A 16275-nucleotide genomic window follows, 5' to 3' on the forward strand; every position below is an offset into this window, starting at 1 on the left:
CCCAGGGGCTCGCTTGGGCTGGCGAGCATCGTGGCCGTGTCGCTTGCGCTGCTGGTGCTGTTTGCGCCGGCGCGCCGCGCGACGGCCGGCAGGGAAGGACTGGCGCTGAGCGCGCCGTTACCGGATCGCGTGCCGCCGGGTGTCGTGTTGCGGGTCGGCGATCCCGTCACCCGCTGGGTGTTCGAACGCAACGGCTGGGACAAGCAATTGCCCTTCCGGATCGAATGGGCGGAGATCACCGGTGGACCCGACGTGACGGAGGCGTTCCATGCGGGCGTGCTCGACGTCGGCTTCGGCGCCAGCGTGCCGCCGATCCATGCCGTGTGGATGGGCATTCCGGCGCGCATCATCGCCTTCCGCGAATATGCGGATCGCGATCGTCGGCAGGCTTGGGTGTTCGGCATCGCGCCCAAGTCTAAGATTCGCGTCTTGAGCGACCTGCGCGGCAAGCGGATCGCTTTCAGCCCCAGCCAGGTGCAGGGGCAGGTGGTGATCGAAACGCTGAATGCGATCGGCATCGGGCGCGACGAAGTGACGCTGGTCGAACTGCCATCCAGCATCGGCGGCGACGTCTATACCAACGCGCTGGCGTCCGGCGCGATCGACGCCGCGCCGATCCGCAACGACCTGGTGGCGCAGCGCTACCTGCGCGATTACGGCCCGGACGGCGCGCACACTCTTCCGCATCCGCCGTTTCGCGACGACGGCACGAACGTCTATGTTCCCGAGGCGACGCTGACGGATCGCGGCAAGGCGGCAGCGCTGCGGGTCTTCGTGCGCTACTGGGGCCTCGCGCAGGCGTGGGCCAATGCGCATCCCGACGAACTGGCGCGCGGTTACTTCGCCGCGAAGCGTGGCCTGCCCGCCGCCGACGCGCTCGTTTCGGCACGCTACATCACCAACGTCTCGGTACCGCGCGATTGGACGGGGGCGACCGCCTACGAACAGGCGACGATCGACACGCTCGCTCCCGAAACGAAACGGCCGCACCTCGACGCAGCAACGCTGTTCGATCGCCGGTTCGAGAGGATCGCCGGCGACGCCGCCGCCCCACCAGGAGGAACGCGCTCATGAACGCTTACCCCGAGGACCTTCACGTGCGGCTGCGCCCCGCCGGCGTGGTGCGTGTCCGAACCGTGTCGACGCCAGCGGCGCAACCGGGCCTCGGCCCGGGCAAGCCGCTGCGCTACGGTACGTTGCTCGGGCCTGTGCTGCTGCTCGTCTACTGGACGGTGCTGTCGGCGACCGGTTGGCTTGATCCGCGGATGCTGCCCGCGCCCTGGACGGCGTTGACGACGGCGGCCGAATTGATCCGCGACGGGCGCTTGCAGGAAAATCTCGCGGTCTCGACTTGGCGGGCGATGGCAGGGCTGGGGCTCGGCGTCGCGATCGGCGCGACGCTCGCCATATTGTCCGGGCTGTCGCTGCTGGGTGGCTACGTGATCGACGGATTGGTGCAGATCAAGCGCGGTATCCCGACGCTGGCGCTGATCCCGTTCATGATCCTGTGGCTGGGCATCGGCGAGACGATGAAGGTGACGCTGATCGCCACGGCGGTGTTCTTCCCGGTCTACATCAACACGCACAATGCGCTGCGGGCGATCGACATCCGTCATGTCGAGCTTGCCGAGACGGTGCGGCTCAGCCGCTGGCAGTTTCTGCGGCACGTCGTCGTGCCCGGCTCGCTGCCGGGCTTCCTCACCGGACTGCGCTTCGGCGTCACGTCATCGTGGCTGGCGCTCGTGGTCGTGGAGCAACTGAACGCAACGAGCGGGATCGGCTACATGGTCATGCTTGCGCGCAATTACGCGCAAAGTGACGTGATGCTGGTCGGCCTCGTCGTCTATGCGCTGCTGGGCTTCGGGTCGGATGCGCTGGTGCGCCAGATCGAAAGGCGCGCGCTCGGCTGGCGCCGGACGCTCGGTCGATGAGCGCTTTGGCAGAAGCGCCCGCGGTGCGGGTTCGCAATCTCGTCCGTACCTTCACGACCAAGGGCGTGCTGGACGGTCTGGATCTCGATATCGCGCCGGGCGAGTTCGTCGCGCTGCTGGGCCGCAGCGGCTCGGGAAAGAGCACGTTGCTGCGCGCGCTCGCCGGGATCGACCACGAGGCGGAGGGCAGCGGCGAGATCATCCTGCCGGAGCGCCTGTCCGTCATTTTCCAGGATGCGCGACTGCTGCCGTGGATGCGGGTGCTCGACAACGTGCTGCTCGGCATGCCGGGCCGGTACGAACGCGGTCGCGAGGCACTGGCGGAGGTCGGGCTGGCGGGGCGGGAACAGGCGTGGCCGCATGAGCTTTCGGGCGGAGAGCAGCAACGCGTTGCGCTTGCCCGCGCGCTGGTGCGTGAACCGGAATTGCTGCTGGCGGACGAACCGTTCGGTGCGCTGGACGCGCTCACCCGCATCCAGATGCACGCACTGCTGCGTCGGCTCTCGGAACTTCATGATCCCGCAGTGCTGCTGGTGACGCACGACATCGACGAGGCGATCCTGCTCGCCGACCGCATCGTCCTGCTCGGCGAGGGCCGGCTGCTCGCCGACCTTGCCGTGGCACTGCCGTCCGGTGCCGCTGCCCGTCGCGAGCGGATCGCGGAGTTGCGGGCACTGCTTCGCAAGCTCCTCGGAGTTGAGGATCCGCCCGTCGATCTGGATGAGCGAGCGGTGCCCGTCGCAGCAGTCGGCGGCCGTCATGCGTGATGCGCGTCCCGCCCCCGTGCCCGACGTGGCGGCTGGCGAGGTGCGCTTCCAGGACCGCTACCGCGATGCGCTCGACCAACCCTCCGAGTGGAACGAGACCCTCGACACGCTGCTGTCGCACCGGTCGGTACGCGCGTATCTGCCCGATCCAGTGCCGGCGGGGACGGTCGAACTGCTCGTCGCCGCGGCGCAGTCGGCGGCGAGCTCGTCCAATCTTCAGCCGTGGAGCGTTATCGCCGTCGAGGACCCCGCGCGCAAGGCGCGGCTGGCGACGCTCGCGGGTGGGCAGCGTCAAATCCTTCAGGCGCCCTTGCTTCTCCTGTGGATCGTCGATCATCACCGGCTCGCCCGCAACGGAGAGCGGCTGGATACACCGGCTAGTGGGTTGCACTTTCTGGAGAGCTTCCTGCTCGGCGCGGTGGATACCTCGCTCGCGGCACAGAATGCGGTGGTCGCGCTGGAATCAATCGGGCTGGGCAGCTGTTACATCGGCGGCATCCGCAATCGACCGGCCGAAGTGGCCGCCGAACTCGGACTGCCGCGACGCACCTTCGCCTTGTTCGGGCTGACAGTGGGCTATCCCGATCCGGCGACGCCGGCAGCGGTGAAGCCCAGGCTGCCGCAAGAAGCGGTGCTGTTCCGCGAGCGCTATGACACGGACGACAGCGCCGCGGCGGTCGCCGCCTACGATCGGCGGCTGCGCAGCTTTCAACGCGAACAGCGCATGGTCGAGCGCGACTGGAGCGAGCAGGCCAGCCAGCGCGTGCGCGGCGCCGAGGCACTCGCCGGCCGCGACCGGCTGCGCGCGACGCTCAACCACCTCGGTTTCCGGCTCGATTAGCCATCCTTCCCGACCCCACCAGCACGGAGTTCCCATGTCGAACGCATCCGAATATCTCTGGTATATCCCCAACCAGCTCGAGGGCGGCCATCGCGGCGACGTCTCCGAAGGCGACCCCGCCAGCCTGGACACGCTGACCCGACATGCGCTGTCGCTGGAGCGACACGGCTGGGACGGGGCGCTGATCGGAACGAGCTGGGGTCGGCCCGACACGTTCACCGTGGCGACTGCGCTCGCGGCGCGGACGAGCAGCTTCGAGCCGCTGATCGCGATCCGTCCGGGTTACTGGCGACCGGCGAATTTCGCCTCTGCCGCTGCGACGCTCGACCAGTTGAGCGGCGGGCGCGTGCGCATCAACATCGTGTCCGGGCAGGACAATCTTGCCGCTTATGGTGACAGCGAGGGTGACCAGGCGCATCGCTACGGCCGGACGAAGGAGTTCATGCGGCTGGTGCGCCGGCTCTGGACCGAGACGGACGTGACGTTCGACGGCGAACACTTCCAGGTCGCAGGATCGACGGTGACGCCGCGGATCACGCCGCGGCAGACGGCGCAGGGCACAAGGCTTCATCCGCGCCTGTACTTCGGCGGCGCCTCGCCAGCTGCGGAGCGTGTAGCGGCGACGGAGGCGGACGTGCAGCTGTTCTGGGGCGAACCGCTCGACGGTGTCGCGGAGCGGATCGCGCGGCTCAAGCGGCTTAGCCGCGATCTCGACCGCGATCTGCCGCCGCTCGAATTCGGCCTGCGGATTACCACGCTGGTTCGCGACACCAACGAGCAAGCGTGGGCCGATGCCGAGGCGAAAGTGGATGCGATGGCCGCCGCACAGGGCGTCGTCGACGAGCATCGCCGTGCCAAGGCGGTCGGGCAGCAACGCCTGCTGGACCTGCACAGCCGCGGCGAGGTACTCGACGACAATCTCTACACCGCCCCGGGTCGCTACGGCGGAGGCGGCGCGGGGACGACCTGGCTGGTGGGGTCGGCCGAGGATGTCGCACGTTCGCTGCGCAAGTACCGCGAGCTCGGGGTCACCACCTTCGTGCTTTCCGACACTCCTTACCTTGCCGAGATCGGGCGGCAGGGCGATCAGTTGCTCCCGCTGCTGCGGGATCGTCCCGTCAAAACCGGTCAGCCGCACGAAACCCTGTCGGTGGCGTGATCCCGGCATAGGAGACCGCGGCGACGGAGCCTCCGGATCGAACGAGCTCGCCGCGCGTCGGGACGCCGGGCCGTGGCGGGTTCGTGGGCCTCGAGCGCGGACGCTCAAAGCCCTATGGAGCGCGTCGTACTGCAAAGATCCAAGGAGACTGACTATGAAGACCGCGATTGTCACCGGCGCCACCTCCGGGATCGGCCAGGCGACCACGAAGGCGCTGGTGGATGCGGGCTGGCAAGTGATCGCCACCGGCCGACGTGCCGACAGGCTCACCGCGTTGGTAGAGGAATATGGCGATCGCGTGCACGCCGCCGTCTTCGACATCCGCGACGATGCGGCACGCGACGCCGCGCTCGACGTGTTGCCGACGTCGTTTCGCGGCATCGACCTGCTGGTCAACAACGCCGGTCTCGCGCTGGGCACCAGCGCGGCGCAGAGCGCTGATCTCGACCAATGGCGCACGATGATCGACACCAACGTCACCGCCCTCGTCTCGATCACGCACCGGCTGCTGCCCGGGCTTATCGAGCGCAAGGGTGGGATCGTGAACATCGCGTCGGTTGCGGGCACCTACCCCTATCCGGGCGGCAACGTATATGGCGGCACCAAAGCCTTTGTGCAGCAGTTCACGCTGAACCTGCGCTCGGACCTCCACGGCACGGGCGTCCGTGTCAGCGCGATCGATCCGGGAATGGTGGAGACCGAGTTCACGCTTGTACGTACCAGCGGCGACGAGAGCGCTTCCGACACGCTCTACGCCGGTGCGGAGCCGATGACCGCCGAGGACATCGCGGCGACCGTGCTGTGGATCGCGACGCTGCCGCCGCACCTTAATATCAATCGCCTCGAGCTGATGCCGGTTACGCAGTCGTTCTCCGGATTCCAGGTCGCGAGGAAGAGCTGAACGTTGCTGGGCCGCCATCGCCACCGGCGGCCCACTGCGCTTAGTGACAAGATGCCGGCGCGCGTCAGCATTGACGGCCGGTGACGAGATCGAACCTGCGATCCGAAGGATTGCCACCCGTCGCAAGCGGAGTTGTTAAGGAACACCCTCTCGGGAGCCAAGCATGTCGAGCGTGATGACCCATCGTGGCCTTGACGTCGGACATTTTCGATGTGCCTTATAAGTACAGGGCAGTCAGCCTTCCATTCGATACGTGCAAATATTGCGTCAGCCCGTCAGCCCTGACAAGAGCCGCGGGCACCACCGCCGCTGGACGAAGATCATGTCCAGGCGGATCGTGAACTGATTGCACGTCGTCGTCCCGATCTGGCCAGTGCCGATCGCCTTTCGCGCGGTCCGTTTCCTCTGCTGCGCCAGTCATATTCGCGAGGTAGCAAATAAACCCTGAGTGACACCGCCCCGTCATTGGAGTCTTTCTATAATATTCCGGCGCATGAGCGATTTTCAGGGGTCAGGGCATGAAGAACCTACGTATTGGTAAAAAGCTGGCATTGTGCTTTGCGCTTTTATTTGCGGGGGTTCTGGCGATTGGCGGGGTCGCTCTGTATAATCAGGCCCGTCTGAGCAGCGTCGCCACCGACCTCGGTGTCGATCGTCGTGCCAAGCTGGAGGCCCTCGCTGCCATCAGCACGGCTATGTCTGACTATCGAATAGCCGAGGCAAGCAGCATTCTCGCCATCGATCCGGCGAAGCTGCGGCAAGCCGAAGTATCGTTAACGGCACAGCGCGCGGTGATCGCCAAAAAGCTAACCTTCCTCGATACGCGCATCAACAAGCCCGCGACGCGCGCCATCGTCGTTAAGTTCAAGTCGGAGTGGGCCGACTACCAGCGGAAGTCCGACGCGATGTTGGTCGATGCGCAACAGAACCGAAAAGCTCCTGCCGCGGCGCTTTATCAAGCCAACGAGGCCGCGTACGAGCATACCAACGCACTTGCAGTCAAGGCACGGCAGGTACAGTCGGATACCATGGCTGGCATCGCCGGCGATGCAGCGGTGCTCGATCGCTGGAGTCGCCTGCTGATGATCGCCGTCGTCTTCATCGTCGCTGCCTTGTTGCTGGCCGTGCTGAACGCGCTGGTTCGGGGCATTGCCCGGCCGCTGACCGAAATGACGGGCGCGCTCGGGCAGCTGGCGGCGGGCCGCATGGACGTGCAGGTGCCCGTCGAGGAACGCGACGACGAAGTAGGCGATCTTGCGGCGGCGATGACGGGGCTGCGCAATCAGTTGGTCGCTGCCGAGCGGTCGAAGCAGGAACAGGCCGCGCTGATCGTCGACAGCATCGGCAGCGGGTTGGATGCACTATCCCATGGTGACCTGACTGCGCGCGTCGATGCCGATCTTGCCGGGCCGTTCGCCAAGCTGAAGCACGACTTTAACGACGCGATGGCAGCGGTATCGACTGCGATGGGCGCGGTATCGGTCAGCGCGTTGGGCATTACGAACGGGGCTGGCGATATTCGTCAGGCCTCGGATGACCTGTCGCATCGCACCGAGCAGCAGGCCGCCTCGCTCGAAGAGACCGCCGCTGCGATGGAAGAGATCACCTCCAATGTGAAGCAGAGTGCCGAAAGCGCCGCGCGGACCAACGTCATGGTCGTGGAAACCCGCCGCGATGCGGAGCAATCGGGTGAGGTGGTGCAGAAGGCAATGGACGCGATGAGCGGCATCGAGCGCTCATCCAACGAGATCAGCGAAATCATCGCGGTGATCGACGGAATCGCCTTTCAGACGAACCTGCTCGCACTCAACGCCGGCGTCGAAGCGGCGCGGGCCGGCGATGCCGGCAGAGGCTTCGCCGTCGTCGCCTCCGAAGTCCGCGCCCTGGCGCAGCGCTCCGCCGACGCCGCCAAGGACGTGAAGACCCGCATCAACGCATCCTCCGAGCAGGTGCGGCTGGGCGTTTCACTCGTCGGCGAAACGGGCAAGTCGCTGACCCGCATCATCGGCCGGATCGGTGAGATCGACGGTTTGATATCGGAGATCGCAGGCGCTGCGGAGCAGCAGGCGACCGGCCTGCAACAGGTAAACACCGCCGTCTCGGAAATGGACGGCGTGACCCAGCAGAACGCCGCGATGGTAGAACAGGCGACCGCCGCCGCGCGCAGTCTGGCAGACGAGGCGAACACCCTCGCCAGCGAAGTGGCGCGCTTCACGCTCGACGCGGGTGTCGCACAAACAGTCGCCGCGTCGCCGGTCCACAAGTTACAGGCCAGGGCCGCAGAAGCCGGTCGCATCGGGTTCCGTCCCGCCCGCCGTTTCGTGAAAGCGATGCCGCCGATCACGCAAGGCAATCTCGCCATCGCTACCGATGATTGGTCGGCGCTTTGACGCACGATCCGGGAGCGCGCGAGAGACATGGCCGCGCGTCAAGTCATCGCCTTCCGGTTTGGCGCTCGTTGCCCGGGGTTTATAGCATCGCCGTTCACGAGCTCGCGCATGGACCTTCGGCACTCGGCTTCCCAGCGTCCCGGCGTCTATGAAAGGCGTGGTCAATCTGCGCGGGATCGTGCTGCCGTTTCCGGACCTGCGCCACCGCCCGACCGGGGAAGCCCGACCGCCCCGCATGACATGTCATCATCGTCGTTCAGGTGACGCAGCAGCAGGGCCTGACCGTCGAGGCGGTCAACGACATCGTCACAATCGGTCTGGAAATGTACAGTCGCTACCTGAAGACACCGGCGAGCGGCCGAAGTTCCTGACGGGCCTTGCAAGCCACGGCGGCGTGATGGTGCTGATGCCGTCGCTCCAAGCCGCGGCGGCCGGTCGTCGGATTGCGAAAATCGGCGTGAAGCGGTTGCGACTGGCTGTGCGTGAATCCATGGCGACGACGGAAACGGGGCAAGCCGGCGCTTCTCGGTGCTCGTCGCGGCGTTGAGCCAGCCGCGGTGACATCAGCTTGGCCGTGCGTCACGGCCGAGCTGATTGCTCGCAAAGGAGTACCCGGCGGGCCGAGGCACTCCGTAGGATCAGGCCGTTTCCGAATGACGCACGATCGCTTCGCAAATCTCGTGCGTTGCCAGGATCGATGCGGCGTCCACGGGTCTGCGCTGGCCTGCCGCATGCAAGAAGTCGTCGCACATCGCCTCGAAGCCACGTTGCCGTCCAACCGGGATCCAGTCGCCACGGCGGTGGACGTTTTTCATCGCGCGCGCTTCGATGCGGTCGGCGAGGTTCAGGACGGTGTGGCGAGCGCCTCCGCCAATTACATCCAGACGTTCCTCGCCAAGCCCGCTATCACGATGCATCGTGCCGATCGCGCTGAACCCGTCGCCCGCCAGCATCAGAGTGATCGCGTGAAGCAGGCCGTCCACGACATGCGTTTCGATCACGCGTCGGCGGATTGGGGCCGGGGCCAGGAACAGCAACGTATCCACCACGTGAATGAAGTCGTCATAGACCACCCGCCGCGCCACGTCGGGCTGGCGATCGCGATGCTTTTCCATGACGATGAGGCTGGCATCCACGCCGCGCAGGGCGACATAGTCCGGTGCGAAACGACGGTTGAAGCCGACCGCCAGCGGCGTTCCGCGGTCCATCGCCAGTTCAACCAGCGCTTCGGCGTCGCCGAGATTGTCCGCGAGCGGCTTGTCGACGAAGGTCGGGACATTCTGTTCTAATAGGAGCCTGACGAGTTCGGCATGCGCCGTCGTTGCGGCGTGCACAAAAGCGGCGTCGAAGGTCGTGGTGGCAAGCGCCTGCGTGGCGCTGTTGTATCGATGTGCGACACGAAAGCGACTGCCGACTTCGTCGAGCACCGCCTGATCTCGCGTCGCCAAGTGGATTTCCAAATCAGGCCGCGTGTACAAAACCGGGAGGTAGGCCTTGCGGGCGATGTCACCCAACCCGATCAGGAGGACGCGCATTCTATATCCCTTCGTCAGGCGTACGCGCCCGTCATTTTCGAGCAGAGGTGCCTTGCGGCCGACGTGCCCAGATCAAGGTGCCCGCCATCTGGTCGACGCCGAAGACGCCTTGGTGCGGGGGAGAGCGATGGCGCCCTGAGGTCAACGCCAGCTGGTCGCTCGCCGGATAGCTCCGTCGACGGGCACGTCGTGCAATTGCCGGTAGCGCGCCTCGACGAGGCTGAACAAGCCGAACGCCAGCAATCCCATGCCGACGATCAGGTCGAACGGGCTGGTCAGCCACGAAAGCACGCGTTGCATGCCGCCCGCCTCGGCCGCTTGTTCTTCGATGCCGGCCCTTGCGAGAAGGTAGCCGCTGATGAGGAACACCAGGCCGCGTGCCGCATATCCTGCACGCCCGCTCCACTGCACCCACGGCTGCTTCGCTACAGCGGGTTCGAGGTAGCGCAGGAACGAGCCTTTCGCGGCCTTGGCGAGCTGAACCGCGCCAAGCGCGGCCAGCACCAGTGCACCGAGGAGGACCAACGCCCAGCCGCCCGGTAACTGCATGGCCGTCCGCGCTCCCTCCTGGGTTCCGTCGCCGGAGGAAGCCACGCCGCGCATCAACTGGACCGCCTGCCACGCGAGCAACAGGTGGATAGCGCCACTTACGCCCGCGCCTGCCCGTTCCATCGCGCCTTTGCGATCGGAGCCGTGACGCTCGATGTCGAGGGTGGCGTCGGCGAGTCGCCATATGCCGTACGCGGTCAGTCCGGTGGCGATCACACCCAGCAGCACTTGGCCGCCGCCCTGGCCGAGATATTCGATCGCGCCACTGGGATCTTCCGCTCTGCCGGTCCGGAGGATGAGCAAGGCAATGACGAGGTAGAGCAAGCCCCGCGTGGCGAAGCCGATCCGCGTAAGGGCCGTCAGGCGCGAGCTGGCGTTCATGCAATCTCCTTTAGCCGACCAAAACAAGAGCTAAGCGATCTCGTTCCAGCATTGGAACGGCATGCTTGATCTGCGACGGCCGCAAGCCTGTGTGAGCGGGCGTGCTCCACCTGCGCTGGCTGCAATCCTGGATGCTAACCGCAGGCGTCCACCGCATGTCGGACGAGGCAACAGAACAATGGCCGGGGCTGCCGTTGGCGGCCCCGACCATCGTCTAGCTCAGCGCGCCGTCAGAACGACGAGACGCGGGAACGCCGCGAATTGTGGCCGCCGTTGCGGTACAGGATGTCGGCCACTGTCTGCGACGAGAGTTCGTCGGTGTTGGAGTTCACCGTGACGAGCACGCCGCCCTGGCCGAGACGATCACCATAATAATCGGCATCCTCCCGATCGACGCCGTGCTTGCCCAGCGTCTCGTTCAACGTGCCTGCCGCGGCCCCGGCAGCGGCGCCGATCGCCATCGCCCCGGGTACGGCCGACGCCGCGATCGCGCCTGCCGCGATCAGCGGGCCGACGCCCGGGATCGCCAGCGCCGCCACGCCGAGCCCCGCACCCAACGCGCCCCCGCCAAGGATACCGCGGGCGATGCTGCCATGTTCTTCGTCGGTGACCTCACCGTCTGCGTCCGCTGTGGTCGTCACGCTTCCGCGCTGGGTGACGACGGACAGCGCATGATCGGGAACGCCTGCGTTGCGGAGATCGGCGACGGCGCGCTGCGCCTCTGCCTGGGTATCGAAGATGGCCGAAGCCGTTTGCGTGTTCATGCTCGTCACTCCCTGGCTTAACGAACCGCACCGCGGCGAAACAGGTTGATGATGGCGAGCAACACGATCGCGCCGAGCAGTGATACGACGACCGACTGGATGCTGATTTCACCGCTGGTGATCGGCGCGCCACCGATCAACGGGGTGACGATGAAGCCGGCGAGCAGCGCGCCGACGATACCGACGACGATGTTGAGCAGGATGCCCTGCTGGCCGTCCGTGCGCATGATCATACTGGCTACCCAGCCGATCAGCCCGCCGACGATAAGGAGAATGATGAAGCCCATGATCGGTCTTTCCGTCTGTTGAATGATGCGGCTTAAACGAGGCGGGGAGGGCGCGCGTTCAATATGCCCAATCCGTCCGGGGCGACGCGCTAGTGTCACAGCACTATCACGAGTGGTGCAGACCAAGGGAACGGCGGTGCCCTGTGCCGGGTTGAGCAGCGATGAAATCGCCCCCGACCTCGCCCGACCGGCAGCCCAATCTGCGCCATCTGGAACAGTTGATGGCGCAATTGCTGGACGGCGTGATCCTGCTGGATCCTACCGGCGTCATCCTCAGCGCCAACGCTGCTGCCCTTGCCATGCATGGTGTCGACGCGGTCGAGGCGCTCGGCGCTACCGCAGAGGATTATGCTGCGCGTTTCACCTTGTGGACGGCAGATCATCGGCAATTGCCGCACCGCGACTATCCGATCTTCAAGGTCCTTGCCGGCCAGAGCATCCCGGACATGGTCGTGGAAGTCGCCCCGGCCGGAGAGGACGAGGCGCGCTGGGTCCATCAGGCGCGCGACGTGACGATGGACGTGGACGGCGGCGAGCCGGACTATCTGGCGGTCGTGCTGAGCGATGTGTCGAGCCGGTACGATGCGGAGGCACGGTTCAATGCGATGTTTCGCGCGAATCCCGCGCCGGCGATCATCGTCCGGCAGCGGGATATGAAGCTCATCGCCGCCAATCCCGGCTTCCTGGCGCTCACCGGCTTTCAAAAAGACAATCTGGTCGGCCGATCGCTGTTTGGCCTGGACCTGATCGGTGGCTTGCCGGATCGCACCGCCGTGCAGCGGCAGATCGAAGCCGGCGACGTCGTGTCGCAAATGGAGGCCAGGTTGCTGGCAGCGGACGGCTCACGAAGATTGGTGCTCTTCGCCGGCCAGCCGATCGACGTCACGGAAGAGGATGCATTGCTTTTCACCTTCGCCGATCTCCAGCCACGGCACGAAGCCGAGCAGTCGCTCGCTGCCAGCGAGCGGCACCTGCAGGCCGTCTTCGAGATGGCTCCGGTGGCAATGGCGATCACCCGTGCCTCCGACCGCTGCATGACGAGCGTCAACACTGCGTTCTGCGCGCTCACCGGACATGAGGCGAGGTCGATGGTGGGGCGTACGGGAGAGGAGATCGGCCTGTGGAGCAATGCGGAGCAACAGCGAGAAGCCGAGCTGGACCTGTCGAGCGACGGAGCAATACGTGATCGGGAGATACGAATCTTATCGCACTCGGGAATGCCGGCAGACTGCCTCGTGTCCGCAGAAACGATCCATGTCCATGGCGACGCGTGCGTGCTGTGGGTGCTTCAGGACGTAACCGAACGCCGCCGGAGCGATGCCGAACTCGGCGCAGCGATCGACGAGGCGCTGAAGGACGCGAGCTGGCTAAGTCGCTCCATCCTGGACCGGCTGGCCACACTCCGCAGGCCGGCCCCGCATGTGGCACCCGTTGAACTCAGCCCGCGCGAGCGCGAGATACTGGACCTTGTCTGCGACGATCTGAACGACCTGGCCATCGCCGATCGTTTGGCGATCTCGCGCAACACCGTGCGTAACCATGTGGCCAGCATCTATGCAAAGATCGGGACGAACCGGCGGAGTGGCGCAGTGGTCTGGGGGCGCGAGCGTGGCATGGGTTCTAAGCGGGACTGATGTCTCGCGGCCACGGCGGGGTCGCCTGGTGGGTGCCGCGGCCGTCAGGAAAGGACTAAGTGGAGGCGCTGACCGCCTAGGGCTGGAGCGCGCGAGCGGGCATCTACCATCAGCTTCGGGCGTTGGTGCCCGGATGCACCAAAGCTGCTTCGTCGCCCGGCGAGCTCGAACGTGATGGCGAGCGGGTGCTGAGTTGGACGGCGTGTGATCAACTGCGTAAGGAAGTTGCGGATGGGACTGTTGCGAACGTTTTGTCTGATTTCGGTTGTGGTGTCGTTGATCATCGGTGCGGTAGCCTATGTGGATGGCACGCCGATCGGTGCGCTTGTTCCACTGTGTTTCGGCGCAGTGGCATTGGTCGTCGTCCTGCCGTTGCCGGCATATGAGCGCGCCAGAAGGGGCAGAGTGATGGCCGCGTGCCTGTTCTATACCGCCGCTGCCGCGCTTTCCTTCATCATTGCGAATGTTCTGGATACGAGTACCGTCAATCTGTTGCTGTCGGTTCCGCCGTTGAGTGGCGCCGTCCTGTCGGCTTGGGCGCTGAAGACCCGACACCGCAGGAGAGTGGCCGGGTTCTCCAATTATTACGATGCCTAGGAAGCTTGCTATCGATCCCCGGCGCTACCATTGACGGCGAAGCGCGCGCAACGCAGCGACGCTTTCCCGGCGCGCCCGTGCCAGGCGATCATCTTCGCCAGCGATTATCGGGGCCGGAGATACGTCGGGCACTTCGAGGGCAGCCGGTCTCACCCGCGGGAGCGCAAGTGGCACAGCATTTTGGGCCAGATTCGTGGCCTGCACGGCTTCCGGCTTCCGGGCGTTCTGCAGCGCGACCGGATCGATGACCTCGCCGTCCGTCGCCGCAGAAGCAAGTGAGGTGCCGGCTCGCCATGTATCCGGTCGTGACCGCAACCTGAGCGACGCTCGCTTGCTGCCATTCCTTGCACCGACACTGCGCCGGGACGAGGGTGCGGCGATGGCTGATGCCTTGTCAGGTTCAGCATCAACGTTGGCCGCCGGAACGCGATCGGCGAGCGCGTCCCTGCTTGCCAAAACCGGCGATAGCGCAGTAGCCGGCGGCGTTTTTTCGATTGCTCGTTCTGTCTGGGAAGGGAGCAGCAGGAAGGCGGTGGTGCCCAGCATGGCAAGAACGAAGGCCGCACCGATCGTGACGGATGCCTGGGGTGAGCGCAGAACTTTGGTGAACGCAGAACGGCGTCGATCGAGCCGGCTCTCGATCAGGGGTGGCTGCGCATCGTCGCGCAGGCCGAGGATGATCGCGAAATCTGCGTTCAACTGCTCGTCGTCGAAGGCGCGTGGAGGGTTCATCATTGTCTGCCCGTAGGGTGATGGTCCCGCGTCGCGACACCTGATCGCGGCTGTGGTGCGAGGGCGTGGTCGCCTCCGCACGTGTCCACGAACCAGAAATCGTCGCGCTCGATGCCGATCGCGGTGAGTCGGTCGGTGCGGAACGCACCGGTATCGATGCCGATACGGTTCGATCGCACGTCCGGGCCGCCTTCGATGATCGTGTGCCCGTGCACGACCGTCAGGCCATGATCCAGCTCCGATTCAAGGAAGTCGTCGGTGATCCACAACATGTCGCTGGGATCTTGTTGCCTGAGCGGTATCGCGGGCCTGATACCGGCGTGCACGAACACGAAGCTGTCGTGCTGATAGTAGAGCGGCAGCTGGTCGAGCCATGCCAGCGCCTCCGGGCCGACCACCTTGGCGGCGTTGCGCAGGTCGAGCTTGGTGGCGTCGGCGGTGAGCAAAGCCGAATCGACACCCCAGCCGAGCAGCGTTTCACGACCGCCAAATTCGAGCCACGCCCGGTAGGCCTTCAGGTCGCCGCGCAGCGCCTGCACCATCATTTCCTCGTGGTTCCCCTTCAACACCACAAAGCGGTCGCTGGCGGCAGTCAGCTTCATGCATCCTTGCACCATGCTGGCGCCGTCGCCGCCGCGATCGATGATGTCACCCAGCAGAATGATCTTCGTCGCGCGCGGCGGCCGGCTAGCCTGATCACGCCTAATGCAGGAGATGACCATGGTGAACAGATCCATGCGGCCGTGGACGTCACCGATTGCGTAGATCCGCTCGATCGCTTCATCCGTGCCGTCGCGTTCCATATCGGTCAGACGCTCTCATCCTTATCCAGCAGGCGTTACATGCCGCCGCGCGGCCCCAGACCGACCGAAAGTGCCGCCCCGGCCGATAGCGCAGCGGCCCCGCGCGACAGGCCCGTGGTGACAAAGCCCGTCAGGCGCATTTGCGTTCCCGCGATCCTTTGCGAGGCACCCGCGAACAATTCGTGAGCCGCCGATACCTGTCGGGTCGCGGCGCTCGAATAATGGTACGACGCTACGAGGAAGGCTTCGTGTCCGAGCGAGAACGATGCTCCCGTCGAGGCCGCGGGTCCGTCGCGCAGCGCGAAGGCGTTCGTATCGCCCAGGAACCGGTACGTGAACGAGGCGAAGGGCGTGACCGACCCGAGAGGCACGGACACGTCGGCGCCCACCGCGTAATCGTTCGCACCGCTGGAAAGGCCGCTGCTGGCGCTCGCCGTATTGATCTTGGCGCGTCCCGATAGCTCGACCTCGACCGGCGAGCCCGCCGGCGCGATCGTATAGGCAGCCCCGAGCGTCAGGTCGCCAAACCCCTCAACCGTCCTCTTCGCGGCCGAGGTATTTGGCGCGATAAGCACCGGGGTGGCATCGATGCCGGTGAACACCGTCGACCGGCTGCGAATCTGCATCCACGGCAACGAGGCGGAGAGCGTCAGGTTGTCGACGTGAACGCGGGCGCTGAGCGCGGAACTCCAGATCGTTGTGGTGGAGTTGGTGCCGAACTTGCCCGCCGCGTACAAAGTGCCGAGCGACAGGTCGACGTTCGTGCCGTCGCCGCCAAGTCGCTCCATGGCCTGCGGCACGCTGCTCGCCGATACGGTCGCCGTGGCACTGGACGGAGAAATCGCGCTACCGGCGTCGAGGCTGACCTTCTGCCACGCAGGGCGATCATTGGACGGTCGGTCCTGCGCGAACGCCGGAACGGCAATGACCGCCGCTAGCGAGGCCGCCCCATGCAACACGTTGATCTTCATGCCATCTCCTCGTCGCGGTGTTAGCGCCACAAT

General features: G+C 65.6%; 16 protein-coding genes. 9 read left to right on the top strand and 7 right to left on the bottom strand.

Features of this window, described 5'->3' with window-relative positions; translation table 11 throughout:
* The first annotated feature begins 30 nt into the window (after positions 1-30).
* From SPHPHY_RS0107365 to SPHPHY_RS0107395, 7 genes are all read left to right on the top strand, one after another.
* Positions 31-1074: an ABC transporter substrate-binding protein gene (locus tag SPHPHY_RS0107365; protein ID WP_231370379.1), complete on the top strand. Its 1044-nt coding sequence runs from the start codon at positions 31-33 to the stop codon at positions 1072-1074.
* Entirely contained in the window at positions 1071-1931 is an 861-nt protein-coding gene (locus SPHPHY_RS0107370; RefSeq protein WP_022686043.1) for an ABC transporter permease, read from the top strand. Before SPHPHY_RS0107365 ends, SPHPHY_RS0107370 begins: the two co-directional genes overlap by 4 nt.
* Positions 1928-2698 (top strand): ABC transporter ATP-binding protein, encoded by a 771-nt coding sequence (locus SPHPHY_RS19660; protein WP_051148287.1) that lies wholly within the window; start codon positions 1928-1930, stop codon positions 2696-2698. Before SPHPHY_RS0107370 ends, SPHPHY_RS19660 begins: the two co-directional genes overlap by 4 nt.
* Positions 2691-3539 carry an NADPH-dependent oxidoreductase gene (locus SPHPHY_RS0107380; RefSeq protein ID WP_051148396.1) on the top strand — a complete coding sequence of 283 codons (849 nt, stop codon included), beginning with the start codon at positions 2691-2693 and terminating at the stop codon, positions 3537-3539. Before SPHPHY_RS19660 ends, SPHPHY_RS0107380 begins: the two co-directional genes overlap by 8 nt.
* 34 nt (positions 3540-3573) lie before the next feature.
* Complete coding sequence (locus tag SPHPHY_RS19665; protein ID WP_022686046.1) at positions 3574-4698, top strand: LLM class flavin-dependent oxidoreductase; 1125 nt, start codon at positions 3574-3576, stop codon at positions 4696-4698.
* Positions 4699-4852: 154 nt separating this feature from the next.
* The gene (locus SPHPHY_RS0107390; protein ID WP_022686047.1) at positions 4853-5599 is read left to right on the top strand and encodes an SDR family NAD(P)-dependent oxidoreductase; all 747 of its coding nucleotides are present in this window, start codon (positions 4853-4855) and stop codon (positions 5597-5599) included.
* Positions 5600-6117: 518 nt separating this feature from the next.
* Positions 6118-7989 (top strand): methyl-accepting chemotaxis protein, encoded by a 1872-nt coding sequence (locus SPHPHY_RS0107395; RefSeq protein WP_022686048.1) that lies wholly within the window; start codon positions 6118-6120, stop codon positions 7987-7989.
* Positions 7990-8627: 638 nt separating this feature from the next.
* Here the strand turns inward: SPHPHY_RS0107395 and SPHPHY_RS0107405 are convergent.
* The 4 genes from SPHPHY_RS0107405 to SPHPHY_RS0107420 all read right to left on the bottom strand — a co-directional run bounded on the left by SPHPHY_RS0107405 (position 8628) and on the right by SPHPHY_RS0107420 (position 11505).
* A complete protein-coding gene (locus SPHPHY_RS0107405; RefSeq protein ID WP_022686050.1) occupies positions 8628-9524 on the bottom strand; it encodes a Gfo/Idh/MocA family protein in 897 nt (298 codons plus the stop codon).
* A 141-nt stretch (positions 9525-9665) separates the two neighbouring features.
* On the bottom strand, positions 9666-10454 hold the full coding sequence (locus SPHPHY_RS0107410; RefSeq protein WP_022686051.1) for a DUF1206 domain-containing protein: 789 nt from the start codon (positions 10452-10454) through the stop codon (positions 9666-9668).
* 230 nt (positions 10455-10684) lie between these two features.
* Positions 10685-11218, bottom strand: coding sequence for a hypothetical protein (locus tag SPHPHY_RS19670; RefSeq protein WP_022686052.1), 534 nt, complete (start codon positions 11216-11218; stop codon positions 10685-10687).
* 17 nt (positions 11219-11235) lie between these two features.
* On the bottom strand, positions 11236-11505 hold the full coding sequence (locus SPHPHY_RS0107420) for a GlsB/YeaQ/YmgE family stress response membrane protein (RefSeq protein WP_022686053.1): 270 nt from the start codon (positions 11503-11505) through the stop codon (positions 11236-11238).
* A gap of 161 nt (positions 11506-11666) precedes the next feature.
* Between SPHPHY_RS0107420 and SPHPHY_RS0107425 the strand changes: the two genes are divergently transcribed.
* On the top strand, positions 11667-13139 hold the full coding sequence (locus tag SPHPHY_RS0107425; protein WP_022686054.1) for a PAS domain S-box protein: 1473 nt from the start codon (positions 11667-11669) through the stop codon (positions 13137-13139).
* A gap of 231 nt (positions 13140-13370) precedes the next feature.
* Positions 13371-13736, top strand: coding sequence for a hypothetical protein (locus tag SPHPHY_RS0107430; protein WP_022686055.1), 366 nt, complete (start codon positions 13371-13373; stop codon positions 13734-13736).
* 24 nt (positions 13737-13760) lie between these two features.
* Here the strand turns inward: SPHPHY_RS0107430 and SPHPHY_RS21935 are convergent, their stop codons facing one another.
* From SPHPHY_RS21935 to SPHPHY_RS0107445, 3 genes are read right to left on the bottom strand one after another with little or no spacing between them, the layout of a single operon-like run.
* Positions 13761-14471 carry a hypothetical protein gene (locus SPHPHY_RS21935; RefSeq protein WP_043129972.1) on the bottom strand — a complete coding sequence of 237 codons (711 nt, stop codon included), beginning with the start codon at positions 14469-14471 and terminating at the stop codon, positions 13761-13763.
* A complete protein-coding gene (locus SPHPHY_RS19680) occupies positions 14468-15271 on the bottom strand; it encodes a metallophosphoesterase (protein WP_022686057.1) in 804 nt (267 codons plus the stop codon). The genes SPHPHY_RS21935 and SPHPHY_RS19680 overlap by 4 nt, the downstream gene beginning before the upstream one ends.
* A 35-nt stretch (positions 15272-15306) precedes the next feature.
* On the bottom strand, positions 15307-16242 hold the full coding sequence (locus SPHPHY_RS0107445) for a hypothetical protein (RefSeq protein ID WP_022686058.1): 936 nt from the start codon (positions 16240-16242) through the stop codon (positions 15307-15309).
* Positions 16243-16275 lie beyond the last annotated feature (33 nt).

Source organism: Sphingomonas phyllosphaerae 5.2 (genome assembly GCF_000419605.1).
GTDB classification, from domain to species: domain Bacteria; phylum Pseudomonadota; class Alphaproteobacteria; order Sphingomonadales; family Sphingomonadaceae; genus Sphingomonas; species Sphingomonas phyllosphaerae_B.